Origin of the sequence: Kitasatospora sp. NPDC088134, from assembly GCF_044741705.1 — a bacterium.
Classification (GTDB): Bacteria; Actinomycetota; Actinomycetes; order Streptomycetales; family Streptomycetaceae; genus Kitasatospora.
In genome coordinates, this window is the sequence record NZ_JBIUTD010000004.1 from 128,301 (window position 1) to 145,916 (window position 17,616).

Annotated in this window: 15 protein-coding genes, 1 tRNA gene and 1 pseudogene; 11 read left to right on the forward strand and 6 right to left on the reverse strand. The window is 74.2% G+C overall.

The window, feature by feature from the left end:
- Positions 1–69: 69 nt before the first annotated feature.
- Positions 70–1,059: a 23S rRNA (guanosine(2251)-2'-O)-methyltransferase RlmB gene (rlmB, locus tag ACIOHG_RS08485; protein ID WP_400947040.1), complete on the forward strand. Its 990-nt coding sequence runs from the start codon at positions 70–72 to the stop codon at positions 1,057–1,059.
- A gap of 233 nt (positions 1,060–1,292) precedes the next feature.
- A complete protein-coding gene (locus tag ACIOHG_RS08490) occupies positions 1,293–2,855 on the forward strand; it encodes a DoxX family membrane protein (protein WP_400947043.1) in 1,563 nt (520 codons plus the stop codon).
- Between the two features lie 77 nt (positions 2,856–2,932).
- On the opposite strand, the gene ACIOHG_RS08495 is transcribed toward ACIOHG_RS08490, so the two are convergent.
- From ACIOHG_RS08495 to ACIOHG_RS08505, 3 genes are all read right to left on the reverse strand, one after another.
- Positions 2,933–3,781: an NDP-sugar synthase gene (locus ACIOHG_RS08495; protein WP_400947046.1), complete on the reverse strand. Its 849-nt coding sequence runs from the start codon at positions 3,779–3,781 to the stop codon at positions 2,933–2,935.
- 132 nt (positions 3,782–3,913) lie between these two features.
- A complete protein-coding gene (locus tag ACIOHG_RS08500) occupies positions 3,914–4,351 on the reverse strand; it encodes a hypothetical protein (RefSeq protein ID WP_400947049.1) in 438 nt (145 codons plus the stop codon).
- A 255-nt stretch (positions 4,352–4,606) separates the two neighbouring features.
- A complete protein-coding gene (locus ACIOHG_RS08505) occupies positions 4,607–5,695 on the reverse strand; it encodes an ABC transporter ATP-binding protein (RefSeq protein ID WP_400947052.1) in 1,089 nt (362 codons plus the stop codon).
- Positions 5,696–5,986: 291 nt separating this feature from the next.
- Here ACIOHG_RS08505 and ACIOHG_RS08510 point away from each other — a divergent pair.
- The 5 genes and pseudogenes from ACIOHG_RS08510 to ACIOHG_RS08530 all read left to right on the forward strand — a co-directional run bounded on the left by ACIOHG_RS08510 (position 5,987) and on the right by ACIOHG_RS08530 (position 8,465).
- Positions 5,987–6,060 (forward strand) — tRNA-Thr (locus tag ACIOHG_RS08510).
- A gap of 216 nt (positions 6,061–6,276) precedes the next feature.
- A complete protein-coding gene (locus ACIOHG_RS08515) occupies positions 6,277–6,558 on the forward strand; it encodes a putative quinol monooxygenase (RefSeq protein WP_400947055.1) in 282 nt (93 codons plus the stop codon).
- Positions 6,559–6,590: 32 nt separating this feature from the next.
- Positions 6,591–6,647, forward strand: a pseudogene (locus tag ACIOHG_RS08520) (hypothetical protein); the annotation flags it as partial.
- A 49-nt stretch (positions 6,648–6,696) separates the two neighbouring features.
- Positions 6,697–7,785, forward strand: coding sequence for a transcriptional regulator (locus tag ACIOHG_RS08525; RefSeq protein ID WP_400947671.1), 1,089 nt, complete (start codon positions 6,697–6,699; stop codon positions 7,783–7,785).
- A 479-nt stretch (positions 7,786–8,264) separates the two neighbouring features.
- Positions 8,265–8,465, forward strand: a complete 201-nt coding sequence (locus tag ACIOHG_RS08530) for a hypothetical protein (protein ID WP_400947058.1) — start codon at positions 8,265–8,267, stop codon at positions 8,463–8,465.
- A gap of 746 nt (positions 8,466–9,211) precedes the next feature.
- Here ACIOHG_RS08530 and ACIOHG_RS08535 read toward each other — a convergent pair.
- Positions 9,212–10,570 (reverse strand): chloride channel protein, encoded by a 1,359-nt coding sequence (locus tag ACIOHG_RS08535; protein WP_400947061.1) that lies wholly within the window; start codon positions 10,568–10,570, stop codon positions 9,212–9,214.
- A 268-nt stretch (positions 10,571–10,838) separates the two neighbouring features.
- Between ACIOHG_RS08535 and ACIOHG_RS08540 the strand changes: the two genes are divergently transcribed.
- Both ACIOHG_RS08540 and ACIOHG_RS08545 read left to right on the forward strand, forming a co-directional pair.
- A complete protein-coding gene (locus ACIOHG_RS08540) occupies positions 10,839–11,063 on the forward strand; it encodes a hypothetical protein (RefSeq protein ID WP_400707888.1) in 225 nt (74 codons plus the stop codon).
- Positions 11,064–11,138: 75 nt separating this feature from the next.
- Entirely contained in the window at positions 11,139–11,690 is a 552-nt protein-coding gene (locus ACIOHG_RS08545; RefSeq protein WP_400947064.1) for a methylated-DNA--[protein]-cysteine S-methyltransferase, read from the forward strand.
- 19 nt (positions 11,691–11,709) lie between these two features.
- Here ACIOHG_RS08545 and ACIOHG_RS08550 read toward each other — a convergent pair whose 3' ends face one another.
- Positions 11,710–12,804, reverse strand: a complete 1,095-nt coding sequence (locus tag ACIOHG_RS08550) for an ATP-grasp domain-containing protein (protein WP_400947067.1) — start codon at positions 12,802–12,804, stop codon at positions 11,710–11,712.
- Positions 12,805–13,174: 370 nt separating this feature from the next.
- Between ACIOHG_RS08550 and ACIOHG_RS08555 the strand changes: the two genes are divergently transcribed.
- A complete protein-coding gene (locus ACIOHG_RS08555; RefSeq protein WP_400947070.1) occupies positions 13,175–14,581 on the forward strand; it encodes a family 2B encapsulin nanocompartment shell protein in 1,407 nt (468 codons plus the stop codon).
- Positions 14,582–14,706: 125 nt separating this feature from the next.
- Entirely contained in the window at positions 14,707–15,789 is a 1,083-nt protein-coding gene (locus ACIOHG_RS08560; RefSeq protein ID WP_400947072.1) for a family 2 encapsulin nanocompartment cargo protein polyprenyl transferase, read from the forward strand.
- Between the two features lie 149 nt (positions 15,790–15,938).
- Here ACIOHG_RS08560 and ACIOHG_RS08565 read toward each other — a convergent pair whose 3' ends face one another.
- Entirely contained in the window at positions 15,939–17,459 is a 1,521-nt protein-coding gene (locus ACIOHG_RS08565) for an alpha/beta hydrolase family protein (protein ID WP_400947075.1), read from the reverse strand.
- Positions 17,460–17,616: the final 157 nt, after the last annotated feature.

The following is a 17,616-nucleotide window of genomic DNA, read 5'->3' on the forward strand; positions in this document are numbered from 1 at the left end:
CGGGGCCGTACCTTTGTAGGGGTGCGGCCCCCGCGCACGAATGCAGACGCAGAGACAGGAAGTACAGTCATGGCCGGCAACAGCCAGCGCAGGAACCGACGCAACCCCGGATCGAAGAAGGGCGCGAGTGTCGGTACCGGCGGCCACAGCCGGAAGGCGCTCCAGGGCAAGGGCCCGACCCCGCGCGGCGAGGAGCGCAAGGGGCACCCCAAGCAGCGCGCCGCCAACGCGGCGCTCAAGCGCGAGCGGGACGCCAAGTCCCGCGCGGGCATGCGCCGGGGCGGCGGCCCGCGCAGCGGGCGCGGCGGCGCGGGCGCGGCCGAGCTGGTGGTGGGCCGCAACTCGGTGGTCGAGGCGCTGCAGGGCGGCGTGCCCGCGACGGCGCTGTACGTGCAGCAGTTCATCGACACCGACGACCGGGTCCGGGAGGCCTTCCAGGCCGCCAACGAGCGCGGCATCCCGCTGATGGAGGCTCCGCGCCCGCAGCTCGACCAGATGACCGGCGGCCTGAACCACCAGGGCCTGGTGCTGCAGGTCCCGCCGTACGAGTACGCGCACCCCGACGACCTGCTGGCCGAGGCCGCCGACGCCGGCCAGGACGCGCTGATCATGGCGCTGGACGGCGTCACCGACTCGCGCAACCTGGGCGCCGTGGTCCGCTCCGCCGCCGCGTTCGGCGCGCACGGCGTGGTGATCCCGGAGCGCCGGGCGGCCGGCATGACCGCCGGTGCCTGGAAGACCTCCTCCGGTGCGGCGGCCCGGCTGCCCGTGGCCCGCGCCACCAACCTGACCCGGGCGCTGGAGGCGTACCAGAAGGCCGGCCTGATGGTGGTCGGCCTGGCCGCCGACGGCGAGGCCGAGATCGGCGACCTGGACGCGCTGACCGGCCCCGTGGTGATCGTGGCCGGCTCCGAGGGCAAGGGCCTGTCCCGCCTGGTCGCGGAGACCTGCGACCTGCTGGTGCGGATCCCGATGCCGGGGCAGACCGAGTCGCTGAACGCCGGCGTGGCCGCGGGCATCGTGCTGTACGAGGCCGCCCGGCTGCGCGCCAAGCGCTGACGCTCCGTCACCGCCGGGGAGCGGTGCCGTCGTTTTCGTGAGTGAACCGGTCGGGTCCGGTCGGGCCCGGTCGGTTCTCTCATGATCACTTCAAATCCTCGCCCGGAATGCACCCGGGAGAGTGTCCTCCTGGCCCGTCACCCGGTTAGAGGGGTGTGGACACCAGAACTCCTCGGCGCCTCGGGCAGCGCCCCGCGGGGATAGACGACGGGCCGGGCCTCAACACGGTCCGGGTGCCGTCCGACCCGTCGAAGCTCAGCAGCACCCAGGCCAGCTTCCGGGTCAGGCTCTCCGCCCCGGTGGCCCCGCTGATCGACGCCCCGGCCGGTGCCGCCTTCGGCGATCCGTACGGCCTGCACGACGGCGTCCGGCCGCTGGTCACCCCGCAGGTCGTGGTGCCCGCGGCCTCGGTCTCCGCGCTGGCGGGCATCACCGCCGCCTCGGTCACCGGTGCCGCGCCCCGCCGCAAGGCGCGGGTGGTCACCGCCTGGAGCGGCCAGGCCGGGCCCGGCGACACCGCCGCGACCCAACTGCTGGAGGCCGTCCGGCTGAGCACCGTGCCCGCCCCGGCGAAGGCGTTCCCGGGCGAGGAGACCCAGCAACTGCAGGCCGTCCCGCGGCAGCACGGCCCCGGCACCGGCGGCGACCCGGCGGAGACCCCGCACGCGGGCGTCCCCGAGCTGCTGGACGAGTCGGTGCGGCTCGGCGCCGGGCGCCGCTGGCAGCCCGAGGGCGAGCTGCCGGAGGTGCCGTCGCTCAGCGAGGGCTCCAAGCACGCCTGGTACCCCGGCCGCCGGGTCGACCTCGGCCTGGTGCTGCTGCCGCTGCGGCTGCTGCTCGGCTCGCTGTCGGTGTACGCGGGCTTCAGCAAGCTGTGCGACCCGGTGTACTTCGACGGCGGCGAGCGCGGCTCGATGATGCGCTGGCTGTCCTCGCTGCACCCGTGGAAGGTCGCCCAGCCGCTGCTGGACTTCGCCATGGCGCACCCGGTGGGCGCCGGGCTCGCGGTCTCCTTCGCGGAGATCGTCATCGGCGTGCTCTCCGTACTGGGCCTGTGGCAGCGGCTCGCGGCCGGGGCGGCGATGCTGCTCTCCGCGGCGCTGCTGTTCACCGTGAGCTGGAAGGCGGTGCCGGTCTACGACACCCCCGACCTGATCTTCCTGGCGGCCTGGAGCCCGCTGCTGATGGCCGGCGCCCCGTTCGCCTCGCTGGACGGCCGGATCGCCCTGGAGGCGTTCCGCCGGCACGGGCCGTCCGAGCCCGGCGCCGTCCGGCGGCGGATGCTGCGCCGCCGCGCCGTGGTCACCGCGGTGGTGGTCGGCCTGACCATGCTGTCCGGCTCGCTGCTCGGCGCGGCGGTCCGCACCGGCGACACCCGGGCGCCGCAGAAGCCCCCGGCGGAGTACGGCACCCCGGTGTGGCCCAGCGGCAGCCCCTCCCCGGCGCCGTCCGCGCCGGCCGGCTCCGGCTCCGGCGCCACGCCGGCCCCGAGCCGGGCCCCGTCCTCGCCGACGGCCTCGCCCTCCCCGTCGCCCAGCCGCAGCGGGAAGGCGCCCAAGGCGGGTGCCACCCCGTCCGGGGGGTCCAGCCCGACGCAGCAGCACGGCGGCGGCGGTGCGGGCACCGGCGGTGGGACGGGCGGCGGTTCCGCGGGCGGCACCGGCACCGGCGGGACGGCGCCCAGCACCCCGCGCTCGCCGCAGCCCACGCACGGCGTCATCGGCGGCCTGCTCGGCAGCGGCCCGCCGCTGCTGGAGCTGGGCATGCGGCCCGGGGGCGGTGCGGGCGGCGCCTGACGGGCCCTCAGAACGGCGGCAGGGCCCCTTCCGGAGCTTCTTCGGGAGGGGCCCTCGCCCTTTGTTGGCGCCGGGACCTACTGGGCGGCCGCGCGGGCGGCGGCGAGCTCCTTGGCGGCCTCGGTGAGGTCCTTGGCGGTGTCGATGGCCCGCCAGTAGCAGCCCTGCGGCAGCTGGTAGCCGGCCAGTCGGCGGTCCCGGGCGAGCTGCGGGAAGGTGGTGCGCTCGTGGTCGCCGACCTCGGGCAGCAGCTCGCGGAAGCCCGGCGCGAAGACGTACAGGCCCGCGTTGATCAGGAACGGGGACGGCGGGGACTCGATGAAGTCCAGCACGTTGCCGAACCGGTCGGTCTCCACGGCGCCCCACGGGATGCGCGGCCGGGCCAGCGCCAGGGTGGCGACGGCGGCCCGCTCGTGGTGGAAGGCGGCCATCTCGCGCAGGCTGAACCTGGTCCAGATGTCGCCGTTGGTGGCGTACCAGGGCTCCTCGGGACGGGGCAGCGCGGCCGCCGCGTACTTCAGCCCGCCGCCCCGGCCGAGCGGCTCGCCCTCCACCACCGTCCGCACCCGGAGCGGGAGTTCGGCCTTCTCCAGCCAGTCGCGCAGCACCTCGGCCAGGTGTCCGCAGGAGATCACCGCGTCGGTGACGCCCTCGGCGGCCAGCCACTCCAGCTGGTGCCCGATGATCGGCGTCCCGGTGCCGGGGATCTCCACCAGCGGCTTCGGCCGGTCGTCGGTGTAGGGCCGCAGCCGGGAACCCTGGCCGCCCGCCAGGATCACCGCCTGGGTGACGGCGGGGGCGACCGCCCCGGGGACGGTGGGACCGGGGACGGTGGGACCGGGAGCGGTGGGACCGGGAGCGGTGGGACCGGGCGGGACGGAACCGGGGGCGACGGGACCGGGCGGGACGGGAATGTCGGCAGTCATGACGCCACGATAGGGCCCGCCCCACCCGGGGACGGGCCCTGACGCGTGCCGCGGTCGACGTAGCGTCAACTTGCCTGCGTTGGAACTGCTTCCGGCTTCCTGCTTCCGGCTCTCTGCTCTCTGCTCTCGGCCTCAGCCGACCACGCCGGCGGCGAACGCGCCGTCGCAGACCGGGCGGGCGAAGGAGCGGGCGCGCTGCACGTCGCCTTGGTACTTCTTCACCGCGGCGCGGCCGAGGTCGCCGGCCAGCGAGGTGCAGTACGGCGTCAGCTTCGGGTTCTCCCGCATGGTGCGCTCCAGCAGGTCGAGCGCCGTGCCCGGGGTGTGGTTCTTCAGCTCCTCCAGCAGGTCCACCCGGAGGGCGTCCTGCGGGGCGAGGCCCTCGGTGTTGGGCGTCGTGGAGGTGCGACCGATGGTGCCGCCGTTGCTGGAGGCCGCGACCACCTGCTGGTCCAGCCCGGTCGGCGGGGCCCACGGGACGCGGGTGACGGCGAGCGTGCCGGTGGTCACCAGGATCACCGGCAGGGTGAGGGCAACGGTCTGGCCGATGCGGCGAACGAGCTGTTTCACGCCCCAGAGCGTAGCGCTGCGTACCGTGCCGTGAGCGCTGCGTTACACCAACGAGTGACGAGTGTCCCGTTTTGTTCCGCCAACGGGTTGACGCAGTGGGCGGGTGTGCGACGGGATCGGGGGTGGGTCGGTACGCCCGGGTGCGCCCGGGCGCGGGAACGGCGGAACCCCCTGCCGACCGCCGTGGGCAGGGGGTTCCGGAAGACCGTGGGCGGCGGTGCCGTCAGGGACGGCGCCGGCCTGCGGGGGTCGTCGTCAGCGGCTGAGGCGCTCGCCGGAGGTGGCGAACACGTGCGGCTCGTTGCCGACCGGGACGACGTGGATGGTCTCGCCGCGCTGCGGGATCTCCCGGCTGTGCACGCGGACCACGATGTCCTTGTCCTCGCCGGACACCTGGGTGGTGCCGTACACGAAGCCGTCGGCGCCGAGCTCCTCGACCACGTTCACGGTGACCGCGACGCCCTCGAGGCCGCCGGCCGGGACCACCTGGAAGTGCTCAGGGCGGATGCCCACCACGACGTTCTTCGCGTCGCCGGCCTTGGTCAGGTCCTCGCGGGCGATGTTGATGACCGAGCCGCCGAACTTCACGCCGCCGTCGACCAGCGGGACCTCGATCAGGTTCATCGCGGGGGAGCCGATGAAGCCGGCCACGAACAGGTTCGCCGGGCGGTCGTACATCGCGCGAGGGGCGTCGACCTGCTGCAGGATGCCGTCCTTGAGCACCGCGACGCGGTCACCCATGGTCATCGCCTCGGTCTGGTCGTGGGTGACGTAGACCGTGGTGATGCCCAGGCGGCGCTGCAGCGAGGCGATCTGGGTGCGGGTGGAGACGCGGAGCTTGGCGTCCAGGTTCGACAGCGGCTCGTCCATCAGGAAGACCTGCGGCTGGCGGACGATCGCGCGGCCCATCGCGACGCGCTGGCGCTGACCGCCGGAGAGCGCCTTCGGCTTGCGGTCCAGGTACTCGGTCAGGTCGAGGATCTTGGCGGCCTCCTCGACCTTGGTGCGGATGTCCGCCTTGTTCACGCCGGCGATCTTCAGGGCGAAGCCCATGTTCTCGGCGACGGTCATGTGCGGGTACAGCGCGTAGTTCTGGAACACCATCGCGATGTCCCGGTCCTTCGGCGGCAGGTGGGTCACGTCGCGGTCGCCGATCCGGATGGCGCCGTCGTTCACGTCCTCCAGGCCCGCCAGCATGCGCAGCGAGGTCGACTTGCCACAGCCGGAGGGGCCGACCAGGACGAGGAACTCGCCGTCCGCGATCTCCAGGTCGAGCGCGTCGACCGAGGGCTTGGTCGCACCCGGGTACACACGGGTGGCCTTGTCGTACGTCACAGAAGCCATGGTGCTTCGCTCCTTCACCGGCAGGAACGTGCCGGACGATCCGAGTAAAGGTGGATGGTGGTGCCGCCGCCCCGACTGGTCTGGACCACCGGTGCCGGACGCGACTCCCCGTGACGCTACCTGGCAGTTCATCCTTTTGTCAGCCCTCGGCCGCCCCCGAGTTCCGCATCGATCGGATCACGGCCCCACCACCCGCCCCGCCCGCCCCACCCCAATACCCCCGCACCGCCGGGCCCCCGCCCGGTACACTGCCCACTGGTGCCGCCGCGGACCCCCGCGAACGGCCACCGCGCCTCCTTAGCTCAGCTGGCCAGAGCACCGCTCTTGTAAAGCGGGGGTCGTCGGTTCGAACCCGACAGGGGGCTCCGCCGCCAAGGCCGCAAGACGCACGACAAGGGCCAGGTCACCGGGGTTGTCCCGGGGGCCTGGCCCTTGATCGTTGTTCGAGGCGTGCGGGCGGTCGGTCCGGCCGTGCCACCGACGTGCCAGAAGTGTCCGGAGGATCTTGCTCGCCGAGCTCCCGGCGGACGGCTTCGCCCATGCGGTCGGCGATCTCCCGGTCGCGGTCGCTGTTGGGAAACATGACCAACGGATTCGGTCCGATGGTCAGCTTCGAGTTTCGGGACGACGAAGCCGCAGCGGCCTTCGACGACCTGGTCGAGCAGACGCTCGCCGGCACCAGGGCCCTGGAGCCCGGGACGCTCGCCTACGTCGTCCACGCGGTCCGGGACGAGCCGAACGTCCGGGTGTTCTACGAGCTGTACGCGGACCCGGACGTCTTTGACCGGCACGAGCAGTACCTGTCCGGCGTGGACGTGACCTTCCTGTCCGCCACCGCGGGGAAGGGGCCGGTGACGGCGTGACTTCCGAGGAGCGACGCGCCTTCGGTGCGCGGGTGGCCGAACTGCGCGAGGCGCGCGGACTGACGCAGAAGCAGCTCGCTGCCGGGATCGGCAGGACGGCGGGTTGGCTCTCGCAGGTCGAGCGCGGCATCCAGCCGGGTGAACCGGCTCGACGTGCTCCGCATGCTCGCCGACGGCCTGGACGTGTCGCTCCAGGTCCTCCGCCCGGACGCGTCGGCACCTGTTGCCGCTGTGACCGTGCCGCCTACGGAGGAGTCGAACGACCTCGACCAGGCCCGGCTCCTGATCTCGGGTCACCCTGTGCCCGAGGTGCTGCTCGCTGCTGATCCCACCGAGGCACCCGTGACTGTCGCAGAGTTGCAAGCCGCAGTTGACCGGGTGTGGGAGCTGATCCACAGCAACCAGTTCGCCGAACTGAGCAAGGCTCTCGGTTCGCTGCTGCCGAGGATCGAGCGTGCTGCCCGGACGGCACCCACCGATCAGCGCCCTCACCTGTGGGGCCGACTCGGCCGGACCTATCAGGCGTTGTCTGCAGCCTTCGTGCGACAGGACGAGGGAGACGCCGCGTGGATCGCCGCCGACCGCTCGATCCGTGCGGCCGAAGAGTCCGGTCAGCCCTTGGAGGTGTTCGCGGGCGTTTTCCGGCTCGCGCAGGCTAAGCACTACGACCAGGCGGACCACTCGGCCACGACCGCTCTCCATGCGTTGGAGCAGCATCTCCAGGCGGGCAATCCGACCCCCGAGGCCCCGTCGGTCGCCGGCTCACTGCACTTGGTGCTGGCCCTGACCAACGCGCGCTCCGGAGAGCGTTCGCGGGCACGCCAGGAACTGGACCGTGCGAGGAAGGTCGCCCGCAAGCTCGGCGAGGACCGCAACGACTTCAACTTGGAGTTCGGGCCCACCAACGTCGAGATCCAAACCGTCTCGATCGCCGTCGATCCCGCCGACGCGGGCCAAGCGCTCGACGTGGGCACCCGGATCGACGCGTCGGGGCTCTCGGCTGAGCGCCAGGCACCACTCCTTCCCGACCTCGGCCGGGCCTCCACGCAGCGCCGCCAACTCGGCGAAGCCCTGGGGGTCTTGCTCCAGGCAGAGGAACTGTCTCCGGACCTGATCCACACCCACGTGACCGCACGGGCCACGATTCGTGAACTGCTGCTGGTCGCAGGCCGGTCGGCGACGTCGGAGCTTCGTGATCTCGCCGAGCGAGCCGACGCCCGGGCGTGAGTGAGTAAAACCTTCTCTACGGGTTCAAGGTGGCTCGCTACCGCTCGCCGCGCGCGCCCCGGCTCACCGCCGGGCCGCCACTCCTGTCTTCACCCCGCTCCGGCCCGGCTCCCGCCGGGCGCGCGGCTGTAGCGATCACGCTGTGAAGCCTATGGGGCCCTGCCCCAAACCCCGGCCCTCCTCGGAGGGGAAGCCGGCGGGAGCGAAAGCGCGCCTTCGTCGTGGTGATCGGTGTGGGGCGCGGGGCGATCCCCTCCTCGACCGGACACCCAAGGGCGTACCCGGAACCTCCTGGGGCCGCCATGGCCAAGCGCACGCGTCACGGAGTGAGCCTTGGCGGCCCCTGGAGAACCCGGGTGCGGCGAAGCTGCCCGATCGAGGAGGGGACCACCCCGCTCAGTCCGAGGAGTGGCCGCAGGCCAACCAGCGGATACACGGCGACACCCCTTTGGGCCAGGTCCGATCTGTAGTGTGCAGCCATGATGAGCGGGATGGAGCCGGACGGGCCGTTGAGCGACGCTGAGGCTGAGCAGCTTCGGCAGCTACTGAAGCGGTACCTGTCCCACGAGCTTGATCAGTGGGAGACCTGGAAGAGCGAAACGCCCTTTGGACCGGCCTATGTGGTTTTGAGTCGAGCGCTGCCCGACGCAGCTCTGCCGGAGCACTTCCTCGACCTTTGAGCGTGCCACAGGAGTGCCAGATCCGGCGGTACGTGACGGTCGATCACAGTGCTTACGAGGCAAGAACTCGGCCATCGCGCAACGTGGTACAAGTCCAGGTCAGGCAAGGTGTCGCACGCCAATCCTCGTAAAGCGGGGGTCGTCGGTTCGAACCCGACAGGGGGCTCCGCAGGCGAGTCGTGGCGAACGGGCCGGTCCGGAGGGTGATCCTCGGGGCCGGCCCGTTGGTGTTCGGGGCGGGCGGTGGTTGAGGGGGCGTCAGGCGGATTCGGCGGTGGCGGGGGCCTGTTCGCCCCGCAGGGCGTCGACCGGGTGGTCCAGGGGACGGGGCGTCGGCGTTCAGCGGCAGGACGGTCGGCAGGGGGCGGGCCGTGTGCGCCCGATCCGACTGCCCGTCGGCGCACGTTAGGGCGGTGTTATCGACCGATTAGCGCGGCCACTCATGCTGGTGCCCAGGCAGGACGGCCGGTCGGAACACCCTCCGGAACCGGCCGGACACACGACGGGGAGAACGCCATGACGCGCGCATCGCACAGCAGCCACCGCATCCGCTCGAACCGGCAGGACACCGTCTGGTCCTGACCCACAGACCCGCGATGCCGGTGCCGCCGGGCACCGGCTCGCGCACCGTGACCTCCCGACCGCGGCCTGCCGCTCAGCCGCCCGCGGGGAGGACACGGACCACCGGCACGACGGCCGAGGGGACCGCCGTGCCGACGCCGCCACCGGGAGCGGCACGTGAACCGTCAGCCCGCGGAGCGATCCGCGGTGGGGGAGGCGGACGCGTGCCCTTCCGGTGCGGCCGGAGCCACCCGGTGCACGAAGGTCGCGGTGAGGAACGCCGTCACCGAGGCCACGATCAGCAGCGGCATCGAGTCCGCCGCCTGGTCGCCCAGCAGCATCGCCGCCAGCACCGTGCTGGTGACCGGCAGCTTGGTCACCGCCGCGCCGCTCGCCGCCAGCCCGGCCGCCAGCCCCGCCGCCGTGCCCAGCCCGGGCAGGCCGCCCGCCGCCACGCCCAGGGCCGCGCCCAGCAGCACCGCCGGGAAGATCGGGCCACCGCGCATCGACCCCAGCGCCACGCCCCAGCCCAGCCCCTTGAACAGCACCAGCGCCAGCAGCGCCCCCACCGACCAGGCGTGCGGATCGGCCGCCAGGTGCCCCAGCGTCGCCTGCCCGGACAGCGCCGCCTCCTCCGGGGTCCGCCCCGTCACCAGCGCGTACCCGGCCAGGCAGACGCCCACCAGCACCGCGCTGAGCACCGTCCGGGACGCCGTCCGCCGGGCCGTGAACGCCGCGAACCGGTGGCCCAGGGTCTGCCCCGCGACCACCACCAGCGCGACCGCCACCGCCAGCGGCACCCCCCACAGGAAGTCCCCGGCGTCCGGCAGTGCGGCCTTCGGCACCGACGGCAGGTTCAGCGCCCCGATCGACAGGCCCGTCCAGTGGCCGAAGCCGGTGAACACCAGTGCCCCGACCCCGGAGGACAGCAGGCACGGGAGCAGCAGCAGGGTGAGCTGCGCCCCGCCCAGCCCGGCCGCCTCGATCATCATCACCGCCGCCACCAGCGGGCTGCCGAAGATGGTGGCGATCGCCGCCGTCGACCCGGCCGCGCCCAGCATCGGCCCGAGCATCGGGCCGGCCGCCCGCTTCGACGCCCGCACCGTGAGCAGCGCCAGCCCGCTGCCCACCGCCATCAGTGGCGCCTCCGGGCCGAGCACCGCGCCCAGCGGCAGCGAGGCCAGTGCCGCCAGCACCACCGAGGGGACCTCCACCGGCAGGGTCGGCGGGCCGCCCAGCCCCAGCACCGGGGTGTGGCCGCCGCGGCCCGGCATCCTGGTCACGATCGGTGCCAGCAGCAGGCCCGCCAGCAGCAGCGCCGGCAGCGGCCACCACCACGGCGCGCGGTCATGGCCGAGGTGGTGCGGCAGCGACCCCCACACCCAGTGCTGCAGCTCGTGCTCCAGGCTGACGAACCCGAACGCCGCCAGCGACACCGGCACGCCCACCAGCGCCGACACCAGCAGCAACCGCCCGTACCCGGGGCTGCGGAGCAGCTCGCGCAGGCTGGGCGGCTGGGACGGACCGGCGGCCTGCTGCGGCATCTGCGCTCCCTTGTCCGGTCCGGCCCGACCCTGCTCGTCCGGTCCGACTCGATCCTGTTCGACCTGCCCGCGCCCGCCCGCGGGGTGCCGGGCACAGGTCCTCCGACCCTCCGCCGCCCGGCCGGGCTCCGGCCACCGGGGCGGGCCGAACGGTGGACGGCACGCCCGCGCGGGGTCGCCCGGTCGGTCGTACGGTGGACGAGGGGGCGGAACCGACGAGGGGCGGGGGGCGACGGACCGAGGGGGACGACGGACCGAGGAGGACGCGATGCCCGGATCGATGACCATCGGCCACACCGACGCGCTGGTGATGCTCAGCCACGCGGACGCCGAACGCCTGAGCGCGCTGCTGGCCGGACTGGCGGAGCTGTCCGCCGGCGGCCGGCTGCCCGCCGAACAGCTCGCCGCGCTCGGCCGCGGCGAGGCCCCGGACCGGGCCGAACTCGCCACCTGGTGCCGCGGCCTGTCCGGGTACCTCCGCGACCACCTCTGAAAACCGCCCCGCAACCACCCCGCGACCACCTCCGAACCGTCCCGGGCCGTCAGGCCCGGGCAGTACGTTGGACGGATGGAGCTCTCCTGGGTCACCGTCCCGACCCCGCTGCCCAGCGGGCCGATGCGGTTCGCCGTCACCGCCAGGGGCGTCGCGGCGGCCAGCTACGCCGGCGACACCTTCGCGGGGCGGCCGATCGGTGTCCCGGAGTGCACCGACGAGCGCCGGTCGGGGCTGGTCCGGGCCCGGGTGGACGAGTACTTCGCCGGGCGGCGGCGGGAGTTGGAGCTGCCGATCGACTGGCGCTTCGCCACCGGGCCGCACCTGGCGGTGCTGCGTTGCCTGCAGGCCGGGGTGGGCTTCGGGCAGACCGTCACCTACGGCGAACTCGCCACCCGCAGCGGGGTGTTCGCCGATCCGACCGAGCCGGGGGTGCCGGCCCGGACGGTCGGACAGATGATGGGCGCCAACCCGCTGCCGCTGCTGGTGCCCTGCCACCGGGTGGTGGCCGCGGACGGGCTCGGCGGCTTCGGCGGGGCCTGGCACGGCATCGAGGTCAAGCGCTGGCTGCTCACCCTGGAGGGCGTGCTGCCGCCGACCCTGGACTGGTCCGGGCCGACGGACTGAACGCCCTCCGGACGGTCGGTCAGAGCGCGACGGCGGTGGGCCGGAGCGCGGCCGGGGCGTCGATCCGCTCCAGCGCGGGCGCGACGGGCTGCCGGGGGAGCACCGGCCGGGCGTTCGGCACCAGGGTGTACTCGCCGAGCGCCAGCTCCTCCGGGGCGGGCAGCAACGGGTGCGCGCCGAGGGCGAGTTCGAGGGCGGCGGCGGGCAGGTTCAGGCCGCACAGCCGGAGCTGGTGCAGGCCGCCGGAGGGGCGAGTGTTGATGTCCAGCACCACCGCCCGGCCGTCCGCCTCGTGCCGGAACTGGACGTTGGAGAGGTGGCCGACGCCGAACTGCTCGACCAGTCGGCGGGTCGGCTCCAGGTAGCGGGCCTCGACGGTGAAGCCCCGCCGCCGGCCCTGCTTGCTGCGGCCGACCGCGGCCAGCACCCGCCCGTCCGGGGCGGCCAGGCAGTCCACCGAGACCTCGGGACCGTTCAGGTACGGCATCACCAGCAGTTCGGCCGGGCCGTCCGCGAGCTCCAACGCCTGTACCACCTGGTCGAGTTGGACCCGGGGGTCGACGTACCCGGCGAGCCGGCGGAGGCTGAACGGCTCGCGGGTCAGGATGCGGAAGCCCTCGCCCCCGGCACCGGTGGCGGGCTTCAGGCAGGGCTGCGCGCCGGTCGCCTCGATCTCCTCGACCGCGGCGAGCAGTTCGGCCGCGGTGTCGGCCTGCCGCCACAGCGGGGTGGGCAGCCCGGCCGCGTCCAGCGCCCGGTAGCCGTCGACCTTGCTGGCGAACAGCGAGATCGCCGGGGCGGGCGGGCAGATCAGCACGGTGCCGAGCGCCTCGAAGTCGCGCCGGTGCAGGGATATCGCCAACTGGTGCAGACGGGGGAGGAAAACGTCCACGTCGTGCCGGGCGCAGAATTCCAGGGCGAATTCCAGGTACTCCTCGGCCGACAGGTCGTCGGGTTCCAGCAGGCCCAGGTCGGCGGCGGCGAGCACGGGGGAGTCGGGATCGACGTGGGTGGCGAGGACGTGCACCGGACGGGGCGCGGTCCGCAGCAGGTCGATGAAGAAGACGTTCTCGGCGTAGGTGCGGTTCAGCCAGAGGCGGACGGGCGCGGTCACGGAGCTCTCCCCGGAGAAGGGCGTGCCAATGGGAGGTTCACCGACCGGTTCGCCTGCGCTGCGGCGGCGTCCACCACGCGGTGAGGGGGCCACCATAGCGCTGTTCCGCCATGATTCGAACAGGGGGTGGGTGAGCTGCGCGGGGACCTCGAACCGGGGCGCCGTGACGGGTTCCGGACAGGTCCGGCGGGGGCGCGCCGACCGTCCCCGCGACGGGGCTCCGGGGGGCGCGGCGGGCCGCTCCCGGAGCAGGTCGCGCCATTCCTCCCGCGCCCCCGAATCACTCCCACGAGTGATTGCCTGGTCACCTGAACGGCCGTCAGCATGGTTGCCGCAACGTGCCGTCGACACGATCAGGGGCCCCTTCGCAATGACGACCGAAACCACCGCCGGAATTCCGCAGACGGGGCAGCAGACCAGCCTCTCGGTGGCGGCCGCCAAGAACCTCGCCTCGACCACCAAGTCCGCACCGCAGGTGCAGGAGATCAGCAATCGCTGGCTGCTGCGCGCGCTGCCCTGGGTCGAGGTCTCCGGCGGCACCTACCGGGTCAACCGGCGGCTCTCCTACGCGGTCGGCCGGGGCCGGGTCGGCTTCGCGCAGACCGGCGGCCGGGTGTCCGTCATCCCGCCCTCGCTGCGCGAACTCCCGGTGCTGCGCGGCTTCGAGGACGACGCGCTGCTGACCGAGCTGGCCGGGCGCTTCGTCCAGCGCGACTTCGCGGCCGGCGAGGAACTGATCGAGCAAGGCCGCGAGATCGACGAGGTCTACCTGATCGCGCACGGCAAGGTCGACCGGGTCGGCACCGGCAAGTACGGCGACACCACCGTGCTCGGCACCCTCGCCGACGGCGACCACCTCGGCGACGAGGCGCTCACCCTGGCCGACCGCCGCTGGCCGTACGGCGTGCGGGCCACCACCGCCGGCACCGCCCTGGTGCTGGCCTGGCCCGCGTTCCAGGAACTCGTCGACCGCTCCGAGGCGCTGCGCGACCAGATCCTCGCCTTCATCGCCGACTCGCAGCTCCCGCAGACCCACAAGGGCGAGGCGGCGATCGGCATGTCGGCCGGCCACGAGGGCGAGTTCGAACTGCCCACCGCCTTCGTGGACTACGAACTCGCGCCGCGCGAGTACGAGTTGAGCGTGGCCCAGACCGTCCTGCGGGTGCACAGCCGGGTCGCCGACCTCTACAACCAGCCGATGGACCAGACCGAGCACCAGCTCCGGCTGACCGTCGAGGCGCTGCGCGAGCGCCAGGAGCACGAGCTGGTCAACAACCCGGAGTTCGGCCTGCTCGCCAACACCGGCTACGACCAGCGCATCCAGACCCACTCCGGCCCGCCCACCCCCGACGACATGGACGACCTGCTCTGCCGCCGCCGCAGCACCAGGTTCTTCCTCGCCCACCCCCGGGCGATCGCCGCCTTCGGCCGGGAGTGCACCGCGCGCGGCCTCTACCCCGAGTCCATCCTTTTCGAGGGCAAGACCGTGCCCAGCTGGCGCGGCGTCCCGATCCTCACCTGCAACAAGATCCCGGTGGTCAACGGCTCCACCTCGATCCTGGCCATGCGGGTCGGCGAGGACAACCAGGGCGTCGTCGGCCTGCGCCCCGGCGCGCTGCCCGACCAGGTCGAGCCCGGGCTGAACGTCCGCTTCATGGGCATCGACGAGAAGGCGGTCATCTCCTACTTGGTCAGCGCCTACTACTCGGCCGCGATCCTCGTCCCCGACGCCATCGGCGTGCTGGAGAACGTCGACACCGCGCACTGGCACCACTGACCACCCGCCGGGTGCGGCGGGCCCACCGTCCTGGGCCCGCCGCGCCCGCCCCGCGCGCCCGACACCCCGTCCGCGCGCCGTTCCGCCGCCCCGCCGCCGGGGCCGGCCCAGGGGGAGGACCCACCATGGCCATCACCGTGCCCGAACGCGAACAGCACGGGGAGGACGTCGCCGCGCCGGAGAGCGGCCGCGACACCGCCGAAGCGCTCGCCCTGCTCGCCCGGGCCCGCACCGTCGTCGACCCCGCGATCCGCGCCGCCGTCGACACCCTCCCCGACTCGATGCGGCTGATCTCCGGCTACCACCTCGGCTGGCTGGAGGCCGACGGGACGCCCAGCGCCGTCGGCGCCGGCAAGGCGATCCGCCCCGCCCTGGTCCTCGCCGCGGCCACCGCCGTCGGCGGCCGCCCGCAGGACGCCGTCCGGGCCGCCGCCGCCGTCGAACTCGTGCACAACTTCACCCTGCTGCACGACGACGTCCTCGACCGCGACCACACCCGCCGCCACCGGCCCACCGCCTGGCGGGTGTTCGGCACCACCGGCGCGATCCTGGCCGGCGACGCCATGCACTCGCTCGCGCTCCGGGTCCTCGCCGAGGACCCGCACCCCGCTGCGGCCGCCTCGGTCCGCCGGCTCGCCGACTGCGTGGTCGAGCTGTGCGCCGGGCAGCAGGCCGACTGCTCCTTCGAGCAGCGCGCCGACGTCACCCTCGACGAGTGCCTGGTGATGGCCGAGGGCAAGACCGGCGCCCTGCTCGGCTCCGCGTGCGCGATCGGCGCGCTCTACGCCGGGGCGGACCGGGAGACCGCCGACGCGATGGACGCCTTCGGCCGCGAGATCGGCCTCGCCTTCCAGCTCATCGACGACCTGATCGGCATCTGGGGCGACCCCGCGGTCACCGGCAAGCCGGTCGGCGCCGACCTCGCCGCCCGGAAGAAGTCCCTCCCCGTCGTCCGCGCGCTCTCCTCCGGGACGGCGGCGGGCGACGAACTCGCCGAGCTGTACGCCAACGGGCGACCGCTCAGTCCTGCGGAGCTGGCCGCTGCGGCGGACGCGGTGGACCGGGCGGGCGGGCGCGGCTGGGCCCAGACCGAGAGCTGCGACCGGATGGCCACCGCGATCAGCCACCTGGCCGCCGCCGTCCCCGACCCGGCCCGCACCGACGACCTCCTCGCCCTCGCGGAACTCGTCACCCGCCGGACCTTCTAGGCAGAAACAGGGCCCGGGGAGCGAAGCTCCAGGGGCCCGGGGAACGGCGGGGCCGAGGGGCTGGTGTCCGACGGGCTGCGAGGCGCTGCCCCGTTTCGGGCCGAAGGTCCTTGGCCGACGCCCCGTGGCGCCCCGCTGGGTTCCGGCGATCAGCCCCTCGGCCCCGCCGTTCCCCGGGCCCCTGACGGTTCCCCCTGATGGATCGTCAGGTCGCCGTAAGTGGCGAGGGTGCGGGCCAGGTCGGTCGGGTGGTGGCGGAGGGTGGTGTCGAGGAAGGCGAGGGTGGTGGCGGCGACCAGGCGGGGGCTGCCGGTGCGGCCGAGGGTGCCGGTGAGCGGGGGGAACGGGGGGAGGTAGAGCGGGCCGTCCATGAAGGTGAGGTGGGCGGCGCCGGGGACGGTGAGGCGGTAGGTGGTCGCGGTGTCGGTGTCGAGGACTTCGGTGAGGCGCGGCAGGTAGCGCGGGTCGGTGGCGGGGCCGAGGGCCTGGGTGAGGGCGAGGACGGGGCGGGTCAGCGCGGGGGTGGTGGGGCCGTGCGGGAAGCCGTCGAGGTCGATGACGGCGGTGAAGCGCGGGTCCCGGCGGGCGGCCTGGAGGGCGGCCGCGCCGCCCATCGAGTGGCCCGCCACGGCGACCCGGTCGGTGTCGAGGCGGCCGGCCAACGGGTCGCTGCGCTCGCCGTGGTCAAGGGCGTCCAGCCGGGTGAGGGCGAAGCCGAGGTCGGCGGCGCGGATCGCGGTCCAGTCGGCGGCGAGTTCCGCGTCCCGGTCGGCGTTGCCGCTGGAGGAGGTCGCACTGGTGACGGTGCGGCCGTCGGCGAGAAGGACGGCGGCGGAGTCGTAGGGGTGGTCGAGGGCGGCGACCAGGTAGCCGTGGCTGGCCAACTCCTCGGCCCAGGCGGTGTTCTGGGTGCGGACGCCGCCCGAGCCGGGTGAGAACAGCACGAGCGGGAAGCGTCCGCCGCCGCTCGCCACGGGGGCGTCGAACACCGCCCGGCTGCGGGCCCGCGGGACGCCGTCGACCAGGAAGGCGGGCAGGCCGACGCCCTGGGCCAGGGCGGCGGAGACCGTCCGCGCCTCCTGCGGGGTGCGGCCCAGGTACGGGGCCCGGGGGGTGCTCGCGGGGCTGGGGACGGCCGGGTACCAGAGCTGGGCGACGACGGTGCGGTGGTCGTCCGGGTCGGGGGTGAAGGTCTCGGGGCGCTGCGGGTCGGTCCACTGGAGGACCCGGGTGCCGACCGCGAACTCCCCGGTGGGCTCCGGGAACACCGGTACGGGGAAGGCCCAGGCGGCGACCGGGCCCGCCGCGAGCAGGCCCAGGCAGGCTGCCGTGCCGGGCAGCGCCAGCCAGCGGGGGGCGCGCCGGGCCGGTCGGGTGCCGCGCCACCGCCGGAGCACGGGGGAGAGCGCGAACGGCAGCGCCAGGGCGCCGACCGCCGGCACCGGCAGCAGTTGCCAGCGCAGGCCCGGCACGGCCAGGGCGGCCGTCGACAGCAGGAGCAGCGCGCCCGCCGCCACGGCGGTGCGCGGCCGGGCGGCGGCGGGCAGCCAGCGCACCAGCACCAGCGCCAGCGCGCCCAGCAGGGCGAGGAGTTCGGGGAGGGACAGCGGCAGTCCCGGCAGGGTCTCGGTCACCCGGCCATCCTGCGAACCGGGACCGCGCTGCCGCATCGGCCCCGGGGCCCGACCGGGTGCCGACCCCGGTGGCAGCCCGGCGTCCCGACTGGGTGGCCGGGTTGCGACCCCGGTCGGTGTCCGGCCTCCTCCTGCGGGCGTACCGGGGGCCGGTGCTCTCGGCCGGTGGGCTCATGTGCCGGGCCCGGTCGGC

What these genes read in the sequence shown, in the direction of transcription:
- ACIOHG_RS08545 (WP_400947064.1), top strand. Translation starts at nt 11,139, where the DNA reads ATGGAGCTCTCCTGGGTCACCGTCCCGACCCCGCTGCCCAGCGGGCCG.
- ACIOHG_RS08515 (WP_400947055.1), top strand. Translation starts at nt 6,277, where the DNA reads ATGACCAACGGATTCGGTCCGATGGTCAGCTTCGAGTTTCGGGACGAC.
- ACIOHG_RS08535 (WP_400947061.1), bottom strand. Translation starts at nt 10,570, where the DNA reads ATGCCGCAGCAGGCCGCCGGTCCGTCCCAGCCGCCCAGCCTGCGCGAG.
- ACIOHG_RS08540 (WP_400707888.1), top strand. Translation starts at nt 10,839, where the DNA reads ATGCCCGGATCGATGACCATCGGCCACACCGACGCGCTGGTGATGCTC.
- ACIOHG_RS08530 (WP_400947058.1), top strand. Translation starts at nt 8,265, where the DNA reads ATGATGAGCGGGATGGAGCCGGACGGGCCGTTGAGCGACGCTGAGGCT.
- ACIOHG_RS08560 (WP_400947072.1), top strand. Translation starts at nt 14,707, where the DNA reads ATGGCCATCACCGTGCCCGAACGCGAACAGCACGGGGAGGACGTCGCC.
- ACIOHG_RS08495 (WP_400947046.1), bottom strand. Translation starts at nt 3,781, where the DNA reads ATGACTGCCGACATTCCCGTCCCGCCCGGTCCCGTCGCCCCCGGTTCC.
- ACIOHG_RS08555 (WP_400947070.1), top strand. Translation starts at nt 13,175, where the DNA reads ATGACGACCGAAACCACCGCCGGAATTCCGCAGACGGGGCAGCAGACC.
- ACIOHG_RS08565 (WP_400947075.1), bottom strand. Translation starts at nt 17,459, where the DNA reads ATGCGGCAGCGCGGTCCCGGTTCGCAGGATGGCCGGGTGACCGAGACC.
- rlmB (WP_400947040.1), top strand. Translation starts at nt 70, where the DNA reads ATGGCCGGCAACAGCCAGCGCAGGAACCGACGCAACCCCGGATCGAAG.
- ACIOHG_RS08505 (WP_400947052.1), bottom strand. Translation starts at nt 5,695, where the DNA reads ATGGCTTCTGTGACGTACGACAAGGCCACCCGTGTGTACCCGGGTGCG.